The 19,400-nt window shown below is 31.9% G+C and carries 21 protein-coding genes; 2 read left to right on the top strand and 19 right to left on the bottom strand.

Translation table 11 applies throughout. From position 1 onward, the window contains the following. Positions 1-169: 169 nt before the first annotated feature. From ACWJKS_RS11055 to ACWJKS_RS11085, 7 genes are all read right to left on the bottom strand, one after another. Positions 170-643, bottom strand: a complete 474-nt coding sequence (locus tag ACWJKS_RS11055) for a (2Fe-2S)-binding protein (protein WP_220285898.1) — start codon at positions 641-643, stop codon at positions 170-172. Continuing rightward, entirely contained in the window at positions 640-1,479 is an 840-nt protein-coding gene (locus ACWJKS_RS11060) for an FAD binding domain-containing protein (RefSeq protein ID WP_462959590.1), read from the bottom strand. The genes ACWJKS_RS11055 and ACWJKS_RS11060 overlap by 4 nt, the downstream gene beginning before the upstream one ends. Further along, positions 1,479-3,809: a xanthine dehydrogenase family protein molybdopterin-binding subunit gene (locus ACWJKS_RS11065; protein WP_462959591.1), complete on the bottom strand. Its 2,331-nt coding sequence runs from the start codon at positions 3,807-3,809 to the stop codon at positions 1,479-1,481. Before ACWJKS_RS11065 ends, ACWJKS_RS11060 begins: the two co-directional genes overlap by 1 nt. Before the next feature lie 182 nt (positions 3,810-3,991). Then, positions 3,992-4,915 carry a polysaccharide deacetylase family protein gene (locus tag ACWJKS_RS11070; RefSeq protein WP_462959592.1) on the bottom strand — a complete coding sequence of 308 codons (924 nt, stop codon included), beginning with the start codon at positions 4,913-4,915 and terminating at the stop codon, positions 3,992-3,994. A 642-nt stretch (positions 4,916-5,557) separates the two neighbouring features. Beyond that, positions 5,558-6,481, bottom strand: coding sequence for a DUF2935 domain-containing protein (locus ACWJKS_RS11075; RefSeq protein WP_220319502.1), 924 nt, complete (start codon positions 6,479-6,481; stop codon positions 5,558-5,560). A 248-nt stretch (positions 6,482-6,729) separates the two neighbouring features. Then, entirely contained in the window at positions 6,730-8,280 is a 1,551-nt protein-coding gene (locus ACWJKS_RS11080; RefSeq protein WP_220319501.1) for an FAD-dependent oxidoreductase, read from the bottom strand. Between the two features lie 315 nt (positions 8,281-8,595). Then, entirely contained in the window at positions 8,596-8,958 is a 363-nt protein-coding gene (locus ACWJKS_RS11085; RefSeq protein ID WP_165414002.1) for a phage holin family protein, read from the bottom strand. A gap of 427 nt (positions 8,959-9,385) precedes the next feature. On the opposite strand from ACWJKS_RS11085, the gene ACWJKS_RS11090 reads away from it, so the two are divergent. Then, entirely contained in the window at positions 9,386-10,546 is a 1,161-nt protein-coding gene (locus ACWJKS_RS11090) for a M20 family metallopeptidase (protein ID WP_216302549.1), read from the top strand. Between the two features lie 131 nt (positions 10,547-10,677). Here ACWJKS_RS11090 and ACWJKS_RS11095 read toward each other — a convergent pair whose 3' ends face one another. Then, a complete protein-coding gene (locus ACWJKS_RS11095; protein WP_216302548.1) occupies positions 10,678-11,070 on the bottom strand; it encodes a DUF1523 domain-containing protein in 393 nt (130 codons plus the stop codon). Positions 11,071-11,319: 249 nt separating this feature from the next. Between ACWJKS_RS11095 and ACWJKS_RS11100 the strand changes: the two genes are divergently transcribed. Then, positions 11,320-11,688 (top strand): YraN family protein, encoded by a 369-nt coding sequence (locus ACWJKS_RS11100; RefSeq protein ID WP_216302547.1) that lies wholly within the window; start codon positions 11,320-11,322, stop codon positions 11,686-11,688. A gap of 38 nt (positions 11,689-11,726) precedes the next feature. On the opposite strand, the gene ACWJKS_RS11105 is transcribed toward ACWJKS_RS11100, so the two are convergent. The 11 genes from ACWJKS_RS11105 to ftsY all read right to left on the bottom strand — a co-directional run bounded on the left by ACWJKS_RS11105 (position 11,727) and on the right by ftsY (position 19,348). Further along, positions 11,727-12,530 (bottom strand): ribonuclease HII, encoded by an 804-nt coding sequence (locus tag ACWJKS_RS11105; protein WP_369811891.1) that lies wholly within the window; start codon positions 12,528-12,530, stop codon positions 11,727-11,729. 179 nt (positions 12,531-12,709) lie between these two features. After that, positions 12,710-13,561, bottom strand: a complete 852-nt coding sequence (ylqF, locus tag ACWJKS_RS11110; RefSeq protein ID WP_216302558.1) for a ribosome biogenesis GTPase YlqF — start codon at positions 13,559-13,561, stop codon at positions 12,710-12,712. Positions 13,562-13,568: 7 nt separating this feature from the next. After that, positions 13,569-14,081 (bottom strand): signal peptidase I, encoded by a 513-nt coding sequence (lepB, locus tag ACWJKS_RS11115; protein WP_462959122.1) that lies wholly within the window; start codon positions 14,079-14,081, stop codon positions 13,569-13,571. A 114-nt stretch (positions 14,082-14,195) separates the two neighbouring features. Next, entirely contained in the window at positions 14,196-14,546 is a 351-nt protein-coding gene (gene rplS, locus ACWJKS_RS11120; RefSeq protein ID WP_165414008.1) for a 50S ribosomal protein L19, read from the bottom strand. Positions 14,547-14,771: 225 nt separating this feature from the next. Further along, positions 14,772-15,497 carry a tRNA (guanosine(37)-N1)-methyltransferase TrmD gene (trmD, locus tag ACWJKS_RS11125; RefSeq protein ID WP_216302545.1) on the bottom strand — a complete coding sequence of 242 codons (726 nt, stop codon included), beginning with the start codon at positions 15,495-15,497 and terminating at the stop codon, positions 14,772-14,774. After that, positions 15,494-15,985: a ribosome maturation factor RimM gene (gene rimM / locus ACWJKS_RS11130; RefSeq protein ID WP_462959593.1), complete on the bottom strand. Its 492-nt coding sequence runs from the start codon at positions 15,983-15,985 to the stop codon at positions 15,494-15,496. Before rimM ends, trmD begins: the two co-directional genes overlap by 4 nt. A gap of 84 nt (positions 15,986-16,069) precedes the next feature. Beyond that, a complete protein-coding gene (locus tag ACWJKS_RS11135) occupies positions 16,070-16,297 on the bottom strand; it encodes a KH domain-containing protein (protein ID WP_165414011.1) in 228 nt (75 codons plus the stop codon). A gap of 34 nt (positions 16,298-16,331) precedes the next feature. Next, positions 16,332-16,574 carry a 30S ribosomal protein S16 gene (rpsP, locus tag ACWJKS_RS11140; RefSeq protein ID WP_165414012.1) on the bottom strand — a complete coding sequence of 81 codons (243 nt, stop codon included), beginning with the start codon at positions 16,572-16,574 and terminating at the stop codon, positions 16,332-16,334. Between the two features lie 44 nt (positions 16,575-16,618). Then, a complete protein-coding gene (gene ffh / locus ACWJKS_RS11145) occupies positions 16,619-17,968 on the bottom strand; it encodes a signal recognition particle protein (protein ID WP_216302544.1) in 1,350 nt (449 codons plus the stop codon). 10 nt (positions 17,969-17,978) lie between these two features. Then, the gene (locus tag ACWJKS_RS11150) at positions 17,979-18,326 is read right to left on the bottom strand and encodes a putative DNA-binding protein (RefSeq protein ID WP_216302543.1); all 348 of its coding nucleotides are present in this window, start codon (positions 18,324-18,326) and stop codon (positions 17,979-17,981) included. Between the two features lie 110 nt (positions 18,327-18,436). Further along, positions 18,437-19,348, bottom strand: a complete 912-nt coding sequence (gene ftsY / locus ACWJKS_RS11155; RefSeq protein WP_216302542.1) for a signal recognition particle-docking protein FtsY — start codon at positions 19,346-19,348, stop codon at positions 18,437-18,439. Positions 19,349-19,400: the final 52 nt, after the last annotated feature.

The following is a 19,400-nucleotide window of genomic DNA, read 5'->3' on the forward strand; positions in this document are numbered from 1 at the left end:
CTCATTATTCATATAATTTAGTTCATTAAAGCTTTTTATTTTAAACAAAAAACAAAAAACACAGGCATAATAACTTTACCTGTGCTATAAGTTGGGTTAAATCTGACCTAATACAATGCATCCAAACTTAGATACCATGCTACTTATTCCGTTAATTTTTACATAACCCTCATTTTTTATTTAAGAGTAATACTGATTTTACAGCTTCTCTAATCTCTTCATATGATGTGCATCTGCAAATATTGGATTGAAGCCATTCCTCAATAGTTTCGTCATCTGCATCCGGGTGAATGGTTATAAGTCCATAACAGTTCATTATGAAACCTGGAGTACAATATCCACATTGAAAACTCCATTTATCTATAAAAGCTTTTTGAATTGGCTCTTCTTTTAAGCCCTCAATAGTGGTCACTTTATGTCCAATAGCTTCAACAGCTAGCATAATACATGATTTAACAGGCAATCCATCTAAGAGTACAGTACATGTACCACAATCTCCATTTTCGCACCCAGCCTTTGCTCCAGTTAGTCCCAATTGTTCTCTAAGCACCCTAAGTAGGGTATCCGCAGGCCTAATAACTAACTTTCTCTTTTCGCCATTAATATTGAGTTCTATTTTTGATGTCTCAATATATGATATCATTTCCCTTCACCATCCAGTATTTCCAAAGTATAATCTATCAAATTTCTTAATACGAACTTCTTATATCCAGAGGAACCTTGCATATTGCCCAATATAGGAGCAGGCAAATGACTTATCGCCTGTTCTATCCTTTTCTCCTTTGAAACATTTTTGTTATTTATATACCCTTCCATTTCTATAGACCTAAATGGAAAAGCACAGACCCCGCTAAATGCCATTTGAATATTATTGTGTTTCCTAAGTGCAGCCATACTAATTAAAGGGTACCCTATCTTTTCTTGTTTGGTCTTCTTTATACATATATTAGGCAAATCGGAATAACTCACATCTGTTGTCAATTGAAAAAGCAATTCTCCTTTTTCCAGTTGAAGACTTTGATTAAAAGCACGATTTATTGGAACTATCCTTTTACCTTTTTCTCCATATATAACTGCATTGCTATCTGCAATTAAATAGCCTAAAATCGCTTCCTTATATATGATTTTACCACAAATATTCCCTCCTACAGTTATCAAATTACGCGATGTATGATCTGCCGGAAAGTTTGCTGTCTTACTCAAGAATGGGATTAATTTATTCTCGGCAATGCGAGCAAGCGTAACTGCAGCTCCTATTACTAGCTGGTCGCCTCTTTTTTCAAATACATTGCACTCAGAAATTCCTTTAGTGTCTATTACTGCCTTTGTAGATATATCATTTCTCCTTGCCCTAGTGATTATTTCTGTACCACCCGAATAATATAAAGTCTCCTTACCGCTCTGGCGAAGATTGTGATACAGTTCTACTGCCTCATCTAATGAATCAGGTTTATAATACTCAAAATCCAATGCAATCATTATTGCCCTCCCTCTTTTGCTTTCCATATGAACTCAGGAGTTAACGGCAATTGGTTAAGGGGGACATTTGCCGCATAAGATAAGCTGTTTGCAAGCGCTGCTGGCATTCCAATTACACCATGTTCTCCAATTCCTCTTGCACCATATGGGGCGTCTATTTGTGGAGTTTCTATAAAGTCTACAAGATACTCTGGAGTTTCTCCAAATCTCGTAATTTCATATGTTCTTAGCTGCTTATTCTGAATAATGCCTTTATCCGTAAACAAAAATGCTTCTCTACTAGCAAAACTCAATCCCTGGTTCATACCACCAGAAATTTGACCTTTTGCAATCGCTGGATTAATAACCTTCCCTGCATCTATAACACAAGCTGCCTTTGTAATTTTGTAGGTATATTCCTTTTTATCAAATTCTACTTCTACAGCTGTTGCACCAACAGTCCACTCTGGACCTGGATTACCTTTGCCAGTTTCAGGATCTAATCCTGTTAGATGTTTTAAAACAAAACTTCCTCTTCCAATAACCTGTCCTCCAACTGAATTTCCATTGGGATAGGTATAGCCAAATGCTATTTTACTTATTTTTATTCCTATTTGGGGATTGTCTTTTAAAAATACTCTTCCCCAACCAACTTCCAGTTCATCGGTGGAACACCTTAAAGGAATAGCTGCTGTTATACATAGTTGATCAATGGCATCCTCAGCTGCTCTAAGTATTGCTCTACCAATCAGCAAAATAGTCCTGCTTGCAGCTGTTTTCCAGTGATCTGGAGATATCTGAGTATTAACATCCATCACTACATGGATTTGATCTACATCCATTTTCATTTTTTCTGCTAATATCTGTGCCAAAGCTGTTTTAGTTCCCTGCCCCATTTCAACTGCACCACAAATAAGATTAATGCTTCCATCCGGATTAAAGGTAAGAATTGCTCCTCCTCCTGCATTTAAAGCTGTATTTGAATTCTTCCAGAAGAAGCTTATACCTTTAGCCTTCACTTTACCATCCTCGGTTTCAGCTATTCTTCCCTCTTCCCAATGTATTAGTTCAGATAACCTTCCAATACACTTCGGTAAATTTCCCAAATTACTTCTAGTGAGTAAAGTTTGAGTAGGGCTAGTATACCCTGGTAATATTGCATTTCTTAATCTTAATTCTAAAGGATCCATCCCAATCTTATCCGCTAGTATATCGATTATTCTCTCTATTGGGAATGTAAGCTCCGCATGACCGAAGCCTCTGAAAGCTGCAGCATAAGGATGATTTGTATACATACACAATGAATCACACCATACATTTTCAATATTGTATGGCCCTGTACAGTCTATAGCAGCTGCCCTGCTTATAATTACCGCTCTATCTGAGTATGCACCTCCATCAAATAAATATGTTATCTTTACAGCAGTTAGCCTCCCATATTTTGTGCATCCTAGCTTAACTTTTGCATCAAGACCTATATGAACTGGAGATGTAATCATATCTTCTTCTCTTGTATTTGTAAGTTTAACTTGTCTTCCTCCAACCGCCTTTGAACACAAATAAGCAATGAATTCTAGCTGTACAGCTGTTTTACCTCCATAAGCCCCACCTACTAAAGGTACATTAACAATAACCTTACCAGGGTCAATTTTAAAGAAATCACTTATAAGCTTTTTTATTACAAAGGGTGCCTGAGAAGCAGAGTATATAATAACCCTACCATCCGGTAATATTTCTGCCCGTACACACCTGGTTTCCATAGCAGCATGATCTGAGGGTGGAAAAGAAAAGCTAGCTTCGACAGTTACCTCACTTTTATCCAAAGCCTTTCTAATATCACCTTTTCTTATTTTAGTTCTGTTAGCAATATTTGTATTAGCTTCTGGCAGCGTATCATCTATAATTGTATATTGACCAAGATTTTCATGAACCAATGGGGCATCTTTTTTAAGAGCCTCGCCAGGAGAATTCACAACTTGCAAAGGTTTATACTGTATTTTTATAAGCAAAGCCGCTTTTTCAGCCTCGATTTCGCTATCAGCCACCACCACCGCCACGGGTTCACCATTGTATCTTACTTTATCTATTGCAATAGGAGGTCTATCAATAATAGTTGATCCTATAAGCTGCGGAAAGTACTTGCCTGTTATTACCGCCCTAACTCCTGGAGATTTTAATGAATCTGCATATTCAATAGATTTTATTTTTGCATGAGCATGAGGACTTGTTATCATTCTTGCATATAAAAGTCCTGGAATTTGATAATCATTGGTATATTTAGCCATACCTGTTACTTTATCTAAAGACTCTTTTCTAGGCACACTTTTACCTATATTATTTATTTTATGCATAGACTCTCCTTTAAATAATATTCATATACTTTTATAATGTATTTATTATTGTTAATCATTATGAATTTATTTCAGGCTGAGGTGCTCAAATGAATTATCAAAGAAATAGTAGCATATGATCCTGATATCTTATGGATACAGTGTAATTGACTAAAGCAAATTGACATTCAGTTAAGTTTTAATTATTTATATGCTGATATCTCTAAAAGCTTATCTACAGTAACGAAGCTGTATCCCATTTCTTTAAGCTTTGAAATAATTTGTGGCAGTGCCTCGGTAGTGACTTTTTTATCTTCATTACAATGCATTAAGATTATTTCTCCAGGACGTACGTTTTCAACTGAATTTTTAACAATATTATCAACTTCGCGTTGCTCCCAATCTAAGGTATCGGTGGACCAAATTATGTTTTTGTAATTTAATGTTGTTAAAGAATTCTGAACAGCATCATTTGTATCACCATAGGGTACTCTTATTAATGCAGGCGTTTTTCCTATTACCTTATTGATTTCATTTTCAGTTAAAGTTACTTCATTCCTAATTTCAGATGCATTAATAGTGGCGAAGTCTTTATGAGCCCAACTATGATTTGATATTACATTTCCATCTTCATAGGCCTCTTTAATTATGGATTTGCATGCTTCGATTTGTTTACCAATACAGAAAAAAGTGCCTTGAATATTATTCTCGCGTAATACTTTAATAATTTTAGGAGTATTTATGGGGTCTGGACCATCATCAAATGTAAGTGCTACTACCTTGTTTACATTTTGGCCATTAATATATAAGTCAGAAGGATATTTTTTAGCTAAGTTCACTACATTTTTTCTCCATTTTGTCATTGCTGCATCGGGATAGATTGTAGGTCTACTACTTGTACCTAAAATATCATAAATGACTTGAGCTTTTTTCGTAGTTGTGTCCGAGGAAGTTTGATGTAGCGTGAGTTCACTGGCAGTAGGTTGAATTATGTTTTCTTTATCTGTAGTCTTATCTACAGAAGATTGCGTCTCTGTTATTTTAATCGGAGCATGTATTTTATAAGTAATAAATACTGAACCTATAAGTAATACTAAGAGGCCAAATACGTTAAATAATTTTTTCATAAAATAATCAAACCTTTCTTAAATTATTAAGTTTTCATAATTTTGCTATTATATAAAATGAGTTAGAGTGCCAGTAATACAATACATAGAATTCTTTATATCCCTCAAAGCATTTACATCCACACCCTCACCTCCCACTCTTTTAACTTCTATAAAAGAATGTAAAACCCTTTAATTACTATAAAAGCAGCAGGCATAATTTGAAAATAAATAAGAGTTATATTATAGAAATATAATATAACTCTTATTTTACTTTTTATATATTATTTAGTCACAAGCATAGTGTACTTGTTGCGTTTAAGAAATATTTGATTTATAGTGGCAAAGGGAAAACAGTGGGGAAAGGTCATTTATGGAATTAATTTCTCGTATTCCTGGCTATCCATGTGGTTCAATACAATTATGACAAAAATACCCTACAAAGTAGAGTCAGTTAACTTTGAGACAATTATGCCTCTTTTTTTAACTGTATCCCTTATAGGGTCCATTTTATACTTGTATAATATGATTCTTATTTTATTTTTTATGTCCTATTTAATAATAAGTACTATCAAAATTTAACTTGTTTATCCATTATTTTTATACTCATAGAAAAACTTTATTTCCCATGTAATCCTTCTTTACTTTAACATATTAAATGTCCTACTTGTCACGGAATAACTCTAAAAGGTTTATATAATGATTGGCTTCTCTAAGGACATGATCTGCCAAAAGCGGAACAATTATTGACTTGATTTTACAATTTAAGAGTCCTTCAGTAGCCTGAGTCTTAAATTCTCTAATCTTAATAGTTTGTCTTAAAGTGTTATCCGTAAGGCCAGATAACTCTAATGAAGATTTATTCACAGCAGATGCTTCTTTTCTTAGTGTTTCAAATTCTTTCCCAAAATTATTTGATATATCGAATAGTTCCACTTCAGTAGGATCTAATAACCCTCTAATAAAGTAAGAATGCTCTGACATTATTCTGTTCCAAAAGGTTTCCTGTTCAACTATATCTCTTTGCACATCAATCTCAATACCATTTTGTAATCTTGTTAATAACGTTGCAAAGAATATTGCCTCCCTAAGTATATGATCTATTAACAATGGATAAGCGGTAGTAAATACCTTGCAGGATAAAACATCGCTTTTAAGTTTGGCTTTGAATTTAGCAATCATATTAGTCGCTGCTATAGAATTGTAATTCAGCGCATAAACATGTTCAGTTAACATGGATAGGTTCATATTATTCATTCCAGGTACTAATGAGTTCTCCATAGCAGTTACGCTTGAGTCTATAAAAATTCCAGTAGCAAATTGAGTCGCCCTCTCAGCATCCATTGTATATTTAGTCGAAATTTCATTTGCCTTTAACACTCTAACAGGAATTACTCCGTCAGACAAGGATATTGCATGTGAAAGCAATCTAGTAAATTCATTTTTAAAGGCATCCGCTTGATTGATTAAATTTCTATCCTTTATAACAAATGCTGCCTCCAAAAATATGGAGTGCTCCTTCATTATTCTTAGAAAGAATAGATTTAACTCTAAAGATTGATTTATAAATTTTTGATTTGATATCATAACATACTCCTAAATTATTATTTCATCATTAATAATATATTCAGAATAAATGTATTAAATGATTATAAAAATAATATTTTACAACAACTTTTATTTCAATCATAATACTCTTGATGAAACTGTGACGTCCAAAGGTCTGATGGACAATAAATCACCGAAGGCTTTCACCGTAAAATAACCCCATACTATTATTGTATGGAGTATACTAATTTTATAGATGAAGCTTATTGAATTTTGACGTAGATCTTTCACTCCATATTATCACTTTCTTTGTAGTGATTTAACCTGTTAACGGCTGGGCCTTCTATAATATCGCCTTCAAAAGTAAATCTTGATCCATGACAAGGGCAATCCCAGGATTTTTCCGCACTATTCCATTTCAGTTCACAACCTATGTGCGTACATGTTATATCAACTATATGCAGTTTTCCATTTTTGTCCCTATATGCTCCATACCTTTCTCCATCAATCTCTACCATCTTTCCCTCATCATTTTTTAATTCAATATTATATTGTCCAACTTGAAGTTTTCCCTTTATTAATTGCTTTGCAACATCAAAATTCTCCTTAGCAAAATTCTTAATCCCATCAGTTGAAATATTACGCGATGGATTATATACGTCTTGATAAGGACTTACCTTATTAACTATAATATCCCTTAGTATATTCGCAGCCGCTGTTCCATTTGTCATTCCCCATTCACCATAACCTGTAGCAACATAAATATTTTCTGATGAAGAAGTAAGATTACCTACATATGGCACACCATCTATTGTTATATAGTCTTGAGTCGACCATCTATACAAAAATTTTTCAATACTAAAGTTTTTTTCAGCATACTTTTCTAAATTAACATAATGTTTTATCATATCACCACCATGAGCAGTTTTATGATCTTGGCCCCCGATAATTATCATCTGGACATCCTTATACTTTTGTGAACGAAAATACCAACCTTTCTCCCCTGCATCTACAAATGTACCTTTTGGCAATTCATCCTTTATTTTTGCAGTTATTACATATGACCTTTGTGGTCGAAGCCTTGCAAAATACAGCCCTAACCCATCATAAAAAGGAAAATGTGAAGCTAAAACAACTATTGGAGCTATTACTTTAAAGCCTGTGTCTGTTATTACAGTGTATAAATCATCATGTTCAATATCTACAGCTCTGGTATTTTCATATATGTTACAATCATTGCTAGAAATGTTTTTAGCAATTTCAAGGAGGTATTTTCTAGGGTGAAATTGAGCTTGATTTTCAAAACATAATGCACCCTTTATTGAAAATGGCAAATCCAACTTTTCAACATATTTTGCTTTTATACCTAGCCTTTTAGCAGCTTCTGCTTCTTCCTTAATAGTATCTATATAGTTTTCATCCGTTGTATAGATGTATGCTGGTAGCCTACAAAAATCGCAATCAATATTATATTTTTTTACCATACATTCTATAAAATCTATTGCCCCTTCATTAGCATCTGCATACTGCTTAGCTTTTTCAATTCCCACACTTCTAATTAAATTACTATATATTATATCATGTTGTGAAGTAATATAAGCTGTGGTGTGCCCTGTAGCTCCCTTGGCTATTTTATCTGCTTCAATTAACGCAACTTTGAACCCTTCATTTTTTAAAAGGAGAGCAGTTGTTATGCCTGTAATACCTCCCCCTATTATTGCTATATCAACTTTAACATCTTTTTCTAAAGCTTTATAGTTTGTTTCATTAGTTGAATCAATCCAATAAGATTTTGATTTTAATTGTTTATTAATACATACATCATTTTTTTCATCCATAAAATTACTTCCTCCCTTTAATAATAAAAGAACAATTTTATTTTGTGTTTACAAATTAAAAATATGTACATTAAAAATTATGTCACAAATTTTCAAAAAAAGATTGATAGAAAATATAGAAGTAGTTTGTGCATGTCACGGGTGAATAATATTGTATCTGTATTGATTTAATGTGATGAAAATGGTTAAGAGGAGCATAAGCTCCTCCTAACCATTTTAAAAATATTCAATATTCAAATATAATTTATTATTTGCTGTTTATTACAAAAATGTACTAACTATAAATTTTAATTTTTAATGCTCTCACTCCAGCGATTATATTGCTCTTCCTGGTAGTATAGCATCTAGTATTCCAATGACTATTGAAGCAAATATTGCACCTATCATAGATACTCTCATCCCAGGAACTAGGAATTGCGCTATATATAATATTATAGCCGCTATTACAAACCCTTTTATTCCCTTCCCAAAAGGCGATGCATCGACGCGCATAAGTTTTTCCACTAAATAATCTATTAAAGATATAACTACCGCCGCTAATATAATTGACCGTAGACCCACAAGTACAAAACCTGGTGTTAAAAATGACGTTATAGCTAATATAATTGAAGTTACTACAAATCTTATTATCATACCTGTTAAGCTATTAAAAGCACCTTTTTTCTCTTTATTTTCCATAATTAAATTACCTCCTTATTTAAATTTTTTTATACTTATATGTTTACCAAGAAGCTGAAATTTTATTATGAAAAATAAACAAACATTATTTCACTAACTATTACCATAAAATAAAAATTATAAATTAATAAAAGCTGTTAATAATATAAGTAGTAATTAATAAGAAAGTGTTACCGTGAATGACCATTTAATAACCAGTTACAGCTATCTTACTTCTACCTTCCATTAAAACTACATTTTAAAAATTCTTTTATACTTGATACTCAATTAACTTTATAAAGTGAACACAGAAATCATGCTTACTTATATTTGACAAAAAATATTAATCACCGTATAATTATGCATATTTCCCATTTTAAATATAGCAAATGTTACAACCATTTTAATTATTATGTTATATAAGCCTAAGAACAAAGGAGTATACAAGATGAAAAATCAAATCATTAATGAAATTGAAAATATAAAAGAAGATCTATTGGAAATAAATGATTATATATATAATAACCCAGAATTAGGTTGTGAGGAATTTAAAGCGGTTGAAAAATTAACATCTTTTCTTGAAGAACATTCTTTCAAAGTCGATATTAATATAGCAAACAGGGAAACTGCATTCAAGGCTATATATGACAGTAACCTAAAAGGTCCAACCATTGCATTTTTGTGTGAATATGATTCATTACCAGGAATAGGACATGGCTGTGGTCACGACATGATAGGAACAATTAGTGCCGGAGCAGCTGTTGCTTTAAGCAAAGTAATAAGCCAAGTTGGTGGAAAAATAGAAGTATATGGAACCCCTGCCGAGGAAACATTTGGTGCGAAAGTTGATATGGTTGAACAAGGAGTATTTGACAATGTTGATGTTGCTATGATGATGCATCCGTATGGCAAGACATGTTCAAGTGGATCATCCTTGGCTATGGAAGCACTAGAGTTTGATTTTACAGGAAAGTCAAGCCACTCTGCAAGCACACCTGAAAATGGAATTAACGCACTGGATGCTGTGCTATTAATGTTTAATGGTATAAATGCAATGAGACAACATGTGACCTCAGATGTAAGAATACATGGCATTATCAGCGAAGGTGGTGTAGCTGCCAATATAGTGCCCGATAAGGCTGTTGCAAAATTCTACATAAGAGCCCAGAAAAAGGCCTATCTTAAAGAAGTGATACAAAAGGTGAAAAACATTGCAAATGGAGCCGCACTCATGACTGGGGCGAGTGTAAAAATCAGCTTATATGAGCCCTCTTTTGATGATATGAATACTAATAAAAATTTATCTGATGCATTTAATGAAAACTTGAGAATGTGCGGTATAACAGATATCAACCCACCAGAAAATATCGGCTCACTAGATATGGGAAATGTAAGTTACATTGTACCATCAATACATCCTCTGCTTGGAATAGGAAACCCAAAATTGAACTTACATACCGATGAAATGGCTAAAGCAACAATAACGCATCAGGCCCATAATTCTTTGATTATAGGGGCTACGGCACTCGCTTGTACTGGGTACGATGTTATTACTGATAACAACCTGCTTTCCATGATAAGAAAAGAGTTTGATGACAGTTTAAAGTAATCATTCCTAATAAAAAGCAAGAGCATTAACTTACTGTATAAATATGCACAAAAATATATAATAAATGTATGTCTCATGAAAATAAAAAAAGAACAAAAATTGATATCGTAACAACGAATCAATATATAACTTCATTTTTCCCTATTTAACCCTTTAATTTTTGTGATATTTTGATAATACGATAATAAAGGTATACTCAAGCCATATGCTTTAATTTCGTATTTTCTATTAATTGTCAATCCCCAGTACACATCTTCAGAATGAATTTTAAATTCTAATAAACTATTAGCATCCTCAAATACCTTTATATCGCCATTCTCCATTTGTGCATAAATTAAATACCTATCAATATTATCATGTCTTATTATTCGTTTATTTGCAATGGTTACTGTATAAGTATTTCTAAAAAAATGCGGAAAGAATATACCTACGCCTACCATTACAATAATGATAATTATTATTTTTCCAATCTTAAATTTCGAAAAAAATCTATCCCTAAATTTATAAGAAATGTTTTTTATCATAAAATCTCCTTTATTTTAATAAATTCATTTACTTTAATTGTTACTCCTTTTTCTAGATATTAGAACATAATATATATAAATTTTTTCTAAACTAATTTTGTTTTAATACATAGCATAAATAAATGGATTGAGGTAAACTAGAACATTATCCAATCTACAGACTTTTTGAATTTATAAACATTATATTGATTTTTAATCTATTTTAATTTATTATTAGTATATATAGAAATTTATGGAAGGATGTTTGCAATGAAAACTTTCAATAAAGATATCGGAGCACTTGGTGAAGATATATCAGAAAATTATTTAGAAAATTTAGGATACAGAATATTAGATAAAAATTTTAGATGCAAATGTGGTGAAATTGACCTAATAGCAATAAATAAAGGCTATATTTGCTTTGTCGAGGTGAAAACTAGATATGGAATACATTATGGAACACCCGCTGAATCGGTTACCTCCTCTAAACAGAAGAAGATTTGTAAAACAGCTCAAGTATATATTTCTAGAAAAAATATTATTGACTACAATTTCAGATTTGATGTTGTAGAAGTTATGTTGAATAATGATAATAATAATTTTTTAATTAATCATATTGAGGACGCTTTTCAATTATAATTTTAGATAAAAAATAAAAATAAAAATTAAAATATATTTTAATTTTTATTTTCGTCTAAAATATTTTTCAAAAAACTTTTTCTATGTATTGGAATAGTTCCGTATTTTTTTATTGCAAGCACATGTTCTTCTGTGCCGTAACCAACATTTCTATCAAATCCGTAATTTGGGTATTCATTATGATACTGTGCCATCAGTTCATCTCTATATACTTTTGCAATTATAGAAGCACACGCTATGCTTATACTTAATGCATCTCCCTTTATTACAAACTCATTTAAATCTGAAAAGTTTTTTATTTTATAACCATCTGATAATACTAATTCTGGTTTAATAGTTAGCCCCGCACAGCATTCTATAAATACTTGATTATTGCACCAACCAATGCCTTTTTCATCAATCTCTTTATTGTCAATAGCAATAATTTTATAGGCTAAGGCTCTTTCTTTAATAATATGAGCTAGCTCTTTTCTGCTAGATATTGATAATTTTTTAGAATCGTTAGCTCTTAAGATTAAATCTCTATCCTCGTTTGATTTTAAATCTAATACTACTGCCGCTGCAACTATAGGTCCAGCTAAAGGGCCTCTTCCAACTTCATCTACTCCAGCAACATATTTATAGTCCCCAAAGCTTCTATCAAATTCGTACATTTTTTTTACTCTCTGAATTTCCTTTTCTTTTAGCTCAATCATTCTAGATATTTTAATACCTAATTTTTGAACGGTTTTCCTCTTGTCTTGTAATAGCATATTAGATATGATTTGCTTATCACCATCAGAGAAATCGTTTTCAGCATTCTCTAAACTCAACATATATGTAGATATTTCCTTGTAACTCATGTCTGAAAATTTAATATTAAATTCCATGGTATTGTCTCCTTACTATTTCTTAATAGTGTTATTTAGGCATCTTAAAAAACAAGTATAGCACTAACGTTTTTTTAAGATGCTCTATTTATTTTTTAAAATGCCTACCTGTTTTCAGATAGGAATTGCATATGATTTTTTTATATAAAAATTTAAACTTCATCTAGTCTTTCTAATGATATAGGTCCTAATTTTCCACCTCTAAATTCATCTAAAAGCATAACTGCGACTCTATTATAGTCAATATTACCTCTAGAAATTACTGATCCTCTTTTTTTAGCAATATTATCTAGATTGTCTAAAGGATTCTCCATAATCTCATCAAGTTTATATCTTTCCATTAGCCTTTCTCCATTATTAACTTGGAGTCTTTCTACTAATCTAAGTGCTAATTCCTCTATATCTATGACTTCATCTTTTACAGCACCTGTAAATGCCAAATTAAGTCCAACTGTCTCGTCTTCAAATCTAGGCCATAATACACCTGGAGTATCCATTAATTCTATACCTAAGCTAGTTTTTATCCATTGCTTGCTTTTAGTAACTCCCGGTCTATCACCAGTTTTAGCAATATTATTTTTTCCTAATTTATTTATAAAAGAAGATTTACCAACATTAGGTATACCAACTACCATAACCCTCGTAACTATGTTAACTAATCCTTTTTTTCTTTGTCTATCATGTTTTTCTTTTAATAACTCATCAAGCGTAATCTTTATACTTTTTAGACCTTGACCTGTAATACAATTTACAGCCAATGGCTTTATAGTATCAGTTGTAAGCTTTTTTATCCAGTCTTTGGTTACTTTGTCTTCAGCTAGATCACTTTTGTTTAGTAAAATGACTCTAGGCTTATCTTTACATATCTCATCAATTTGTGGATTGGCGCTTGATTTAACTATCCTTGCATCTCTAATTTCTATTACAGCATCAACAAGTTTTAAACTCTCTCCAATTTGTCTTCTTGTCTTAGCCATATGACCTGGAAACCAATTTATTGTCATTGCCATACTATTTAATCCCTCCAATTTTATTGAATGGATAAAGCCTTATAACCGCTTTTCCTTCCAACAGATTGAGTTTTACAAACCCAACATCACTACTACGACTATCTTTACTGAAATTTCTATTATCTCCGAGGACAAAAATTGAATCTTGTGGCACCAAAACTTCATTATAGTCTTCCATAAAATTTTCATTTTTATAGTGCTCATTAATAATTTCATCATTTATGTACAATATATTGTTGTTAATTTTAACTTTATCTCCAGCAACTGCTATAACTCTTTTTATTATTCTTTGACTTATATCAGCAGGGTACTTTATTACTACAATATCATTTCTCTTAGCCGATGTTATTCTATATGATACTTTTTCAATTATTAATTTATCATTATTTTGCACCGTAGGAACCATAGATTCGCCATTCACTGTAACTATTTGGAATAAGAAATTTATAATAAATACAGCGATTAAAAGTGAAATTGCTATAGATTTTACTACTGCAAAAACTTCTTTTGTCAATATATTCACCTACTTAATAAACTACTTAAATTACTTAATTGAAAACTTATGAAGAATATTTACACCTAAGTTTAATTATCTTTAAAAGTAAAAAGGGACTTTTCAGCCCCAATTTTATTTTCTCATTCTTTCTTTAACTTTTGCAGCCTTACCAACTCTATCTCTTAAGTAGAATAGTTTAGCTCTTCTAACTTTACCTAGTCTTACAATTTCAATTTTCTCGATTACTGGAGCGTTTACTGGGAATGTTTTTTCAACACCAACACCAGATGCTACTCTTCTTACTGTGAAAGTTTCTCTTAAACCGCCGTGTTGTCTTTTAAGAACGGTTCCTTCGAATACTTGGATTCTCTCCTTGTTACCTTCACTAATTTTGATGTGAACCTTAACAGTATCACCTACACTAAATTCTGGTAAGTCAGTTCTGATTTGTTCTAATTCTATTGCTCTTATAATTTCTAACATGTGCATTCCCTCCTAAAATTTTATTGTGACGTTCATGCTTATTATAATATAACAGAGGACCGTCCGTACTAGCACAAACTATATTTTATCATAAAAAAATATATATATCAACATAAAAACACTTTTTATACTTATATATAAGATATTTTTAATTTTAAATAACTCTCCGGAAATTAATTAACCACCTGTAAAAAATAACTAGTCAGTATACTAGTACATTTATACTTATTGCTTTCTTTCAAAAGCCTTACTTAATAGTTTTTTATCTTCCTTCGTAAGATTAAGTTTTTGAAATAAATCTGGTCTTTTTTCTTTAGTTATTAAGAGTGACTGCACTCTTCTCCATTTTCGTATGTTTTCATGGTGTCCTGATGTCAATACCTCTGGAACCTTTTTACCCTCAAAGCATTCTGGTCTTGTATACTGAGGATATTCTAGTACGCCATCATAAAAGGATTCTTCTGTGAAACTCTCCGGGCAAGATAATACCCCTGGAATTAATCTACAAATACTATCGACTATAGGAATACATGCCATTTCTCCACCTGTCAAAACATAATCACCTAAAGAAATCTCCATATCTATATAGTCATAGGTTCTCTCATCAATACCTTCGTAATGTCCACATACAAATATTAATTCTTTTTCCGTGCTGAGCTTTTTTGCAATATCTTGGGTAAAAGTAATACCCCGTGGCCCCAAGAATATTACCTTTCCACCATTATGCAATTTAACATCATTAATACAGTGAACTAGCGGTTGAGTTTGCATTACCATACCTGCTCCTCCACCATAAGGAGTATCATCTACCTTTTTATGTTTGTTTATTGCATAGTCCCGAATATTACGAGGAGAAATCTCCAGTATATTTTTCTCTATGGCTCTTCCAATGATACTATAATTAAAAATATCAAACATTTCAGGGAATAGAGTTAGAATGTCTATTTTCATTCTTGCCATTCTTTTATTGGCTTAATTATTATTTCGCGTTTATTAATGTCTATACTAACTATAATATCCTTAAGCACTGGAATTAGCACTTCTTTATTTCCCTTAACCCAATATACATCATTACCCGGAGTATGAAGAACATCATATACTTTTCCAAGTTCTTCTCCGCCCTGCTCGAAAACATTGCAATTTAATAAATCAGCCACATAGTAACTATCCTCAGTCAGTTCAACTGCATCTTCTCTTTTAACCATCAAGTACTTATTTCTATACAATTCTGCTTGCTCTATGCTGTTTATACCTTCAATTTTAAGTATTGCGTTAGCTGCTTGAAGTTTGCAACCTTCAATTTTTCTAATTTCACCATCAATATACACACTTTTTAATTTTTTAAATCTTTCAAGACTATCCGTTAGCGAAAAGACTTTAACTTCACCCTTTAAGCCATGTGTCTTGCCTATCTTACCTACGCTCATAAAATCTTCCATTTAAAATCCTCCTTTCAAAATCACTTATATAAATAACTAAAACTCAAAATTTAATTAAAATAAGAGTTAGGCAGAACCTAACTCTTACTTTATTTCAACAACTACTTTTTTATTTTCTTTAACAGCAGCTGCCTTAACAACCGTTCTAATAGCTTTAGCTATTCTACCTTGTTTACCTATAACTTTTCCCATATCCTCATGAGCTACAGATAATTCAAGAAGTACTGCATGCTCATGTGCTACTTCGTTTACTACTACCATTTCTGGTTTATCAACTAAATACTTTGCCAATACTTCAAGTAACTGTTTCATGGAAAACTCCTCCATTCATTACTTACAAACTTTTCTAGTTGACTGCTATTTTGCTAAGTAACCTTTTAACTGTATCAGATGGTTGTGCACCATTTTTCATCCACTTAGTTGCTTTTTCAACATCAATTTTAATAGTAGTTGGCTCTGTTGTTGGGTTATAGTATCCTATTTCTTCTATAAATCTTCCATCTCTAGGAGCTCTTGAATCTGCAACTACTACTCTATAAAATGGAGCATGTTTAGCACCCATTCTTTTTAATCTTATTTTAACTGCCATGTATAATCACCTCCTTAAATTTAATCATTGCTCAAGTAGTTTTATTAAAAAGGCATTTTACCAAACAGACCTTTTTTACCAGGTTTTTGGAATCCTTTTGCTTGCTTCATAAATTTCTTTGCCATTTCAAAATCTTTTAACAGCTTATTTACTTGCTGTACCAATGTGCCTGACCCATTAGCAATTCTCTTTTTTCTAGAAGAAGAACCACTAATTAAACTAGGATGCGTTCTTTCTGATATAGTCATTGATTTTATGATAGCTTCAACTTTTCCCATTTCTTTTTCGCTTTGAGACAAATCTACACCCTGTAATTCTTTTTTATTTACACCTGGCATCATTTCAACCAATTTATTCAATGGTCCAAGCTTTTTCATCTGTTGCATCATTGCTAAAAAATCATTTAGATTGAATTCTTGAGATAGCATTCTGCTTCCAAGTTCTTTTGCTTCATCTTCATTTATAGCTTCCTGAGCTTTTTCTATTAATGAAAGCACATCCCCCATACCAAGTATTCTTGATGCCATTCTATCTGGATAGAAAACTTCCAAATCATTCATTTTTTCGCCAACACCAACGAATTTTATAGATTTACCAGTTATTGCTTTAATTGATAAAGCTGCACCACCTCTTGTATCACCATCTAACTTAGTCAAAATTATTCCAGTTATATCCAGCTGCGAATTAAAACTATCTGCTACATTAACTGCATCCTGACCAGTCATAGAATCTACAACAAGCATTATTTCGCTTGGCTTAACACTTGATTTTATATTTTGAAGTTCCTCCATTAAAGTTTCATCTATATGAAGTCTTCCTGCTGTATCTATTATAACTACATTATTACCATTATCTTTAGCAAAGTCTAATGATGCTTTTGCTATATCTACAGGGCTCACATTCTCTCCCATGGTAAAAACCGGAACATCAATTTGTTTTCCTACTACCTGTAATTGTTTAATTGCAGCTGGCCTATATACATCACAAGCAACCAATAGTGGTTTTTTGTTTTTTCGTTTCAGTGAAAGGGCAAGTTTCCCACCCATTGTGGTTTTACCGGCACCTTGAAGACCAACAAGCATTATAACTGTTATCCCATTTATAGAAAACTCTAACTTACTTTCTGAATTACCCATTAAATCAGTTAACTCATCATTAACAATTTTGATGACCTGTTGCCCTGGTGTTAAGCTTTCTAATACTCCATTACCTAAACACTTTTCGCTAACATTTTTCACAAAATCTTTAACCACTTTATAGTTAACATCTGCTTCAAGCAATGCTAATTTTACTTCTCTCATAGCATTTTTAATATCTTTTTCGGAAAGCTTACCCTTACCTTTTAATTTTTTTATGGTATCCTGTAACTTAGAAGATAACCCTTCAAAAGCCATAATAAACCTCCTAAATGTTTTCAATAATCTGGGTTTTTATATCACATATAATCTTATTTATATTTTCATCTTTTATATTAACTTGTAAGTTATCTAATTTTGATATAATGTCTTTTAAAGTTTCTTTTAGTTCATGATTTTTATTTAATAACTTTAATTTTTCTTCATATACTAAAAGCACATTATCAGACCTTTTAATGGTATCATGAATAGCTTGCCTGCTAGTATTATTTATCTCTGCTATTTCTGATAAAGAGAGGTCATTATTAAAATACATATCCATTATGTTTCTCTGCTTTTCAGTAAGCAATTCACCATAAAAATCTAATAATAAAGAAATTTCAAATCTTTTTTCCATTTCATCACCTTGCTCACAAGTCATATATTATCAGATTTTAAATGCAGTGTCAAGTAGTTTTACTTAACAGGTCAATATTTTTATATGAACCAGTGTCTTAGATCTACATTTTAAAATAAAGCCTCTACGAAATCCTTTGAATTAAACTCTTGTAAATCATCTACACCTTCACCAACGCCTATATATTTAACCGGTATATCAAGTTGATTTTTTATTGATATTACAACGCCACCTTTAGCCGTGCCATCTAATTTAGTTAGTATTATACCATCTATAGGACATATCTTCATAAATTGTTTAGCTTGCTCAACTCCATTTTGTCCTGTTGTACCATCAATTACTAATAAAGTTTCCATATGGGCCTCACTATACTCTCGCTTAATCACCCTATTTATTTTTGCTAATTCATCCATAAGATTCTTTTTATTATGTAGCCTACCTGCCGTATCACAAATTAGAACATCAACTTTCCTTGCTTTGGCTGCTTGAACAGCATCAAAAACCACAGCCGCAGGATCAGACCCCTCTTGATGTTTTATTAATTCCACGCCTGCTCTACTGCTCCAAATCTCTAACTGATCAATTGCTGCCGCTCTGAACGTATCCGCTGCAGCAATGAGAACTTTATATTTCTTGTCTTTTAGCGATGCAGCGATTTTACCAATGGAAGTGGTTTTACCAACACCATTAACCCCAATTATCAAAAGTACCTCCGGTAGATTTGCATGTTGTATTGGGTTTTCATTTTCACCTAATATGTCAATCAAAACTTCTTTTAAACATGGCCAGATTTCTTCTGGTTCTTTTATTTTGTCTTCCTTCACCTTTTTTTTAAGCTTTTCAATGACATGAATAGAAGTCTCTACCCCTATATCTGATGTGATTAATATTTCTTCTAGTTCCTCATATAATTCATCGTCAATTGTAATGGCTAAGTTTAGTACTTCACTGACTTTTTCTGTGATGCTATTTCTTGTTTTTGCTAGTCCGTCTTTTAATTTTCCAAAAAAATTTCCAAACATTTCTACTCCTCCTTGTTTATTTTTTGTAACAAAGTAATTATTATAAATAATT

Source organism: Clostridium sp. CM038, from assembly GCF_055081105.1.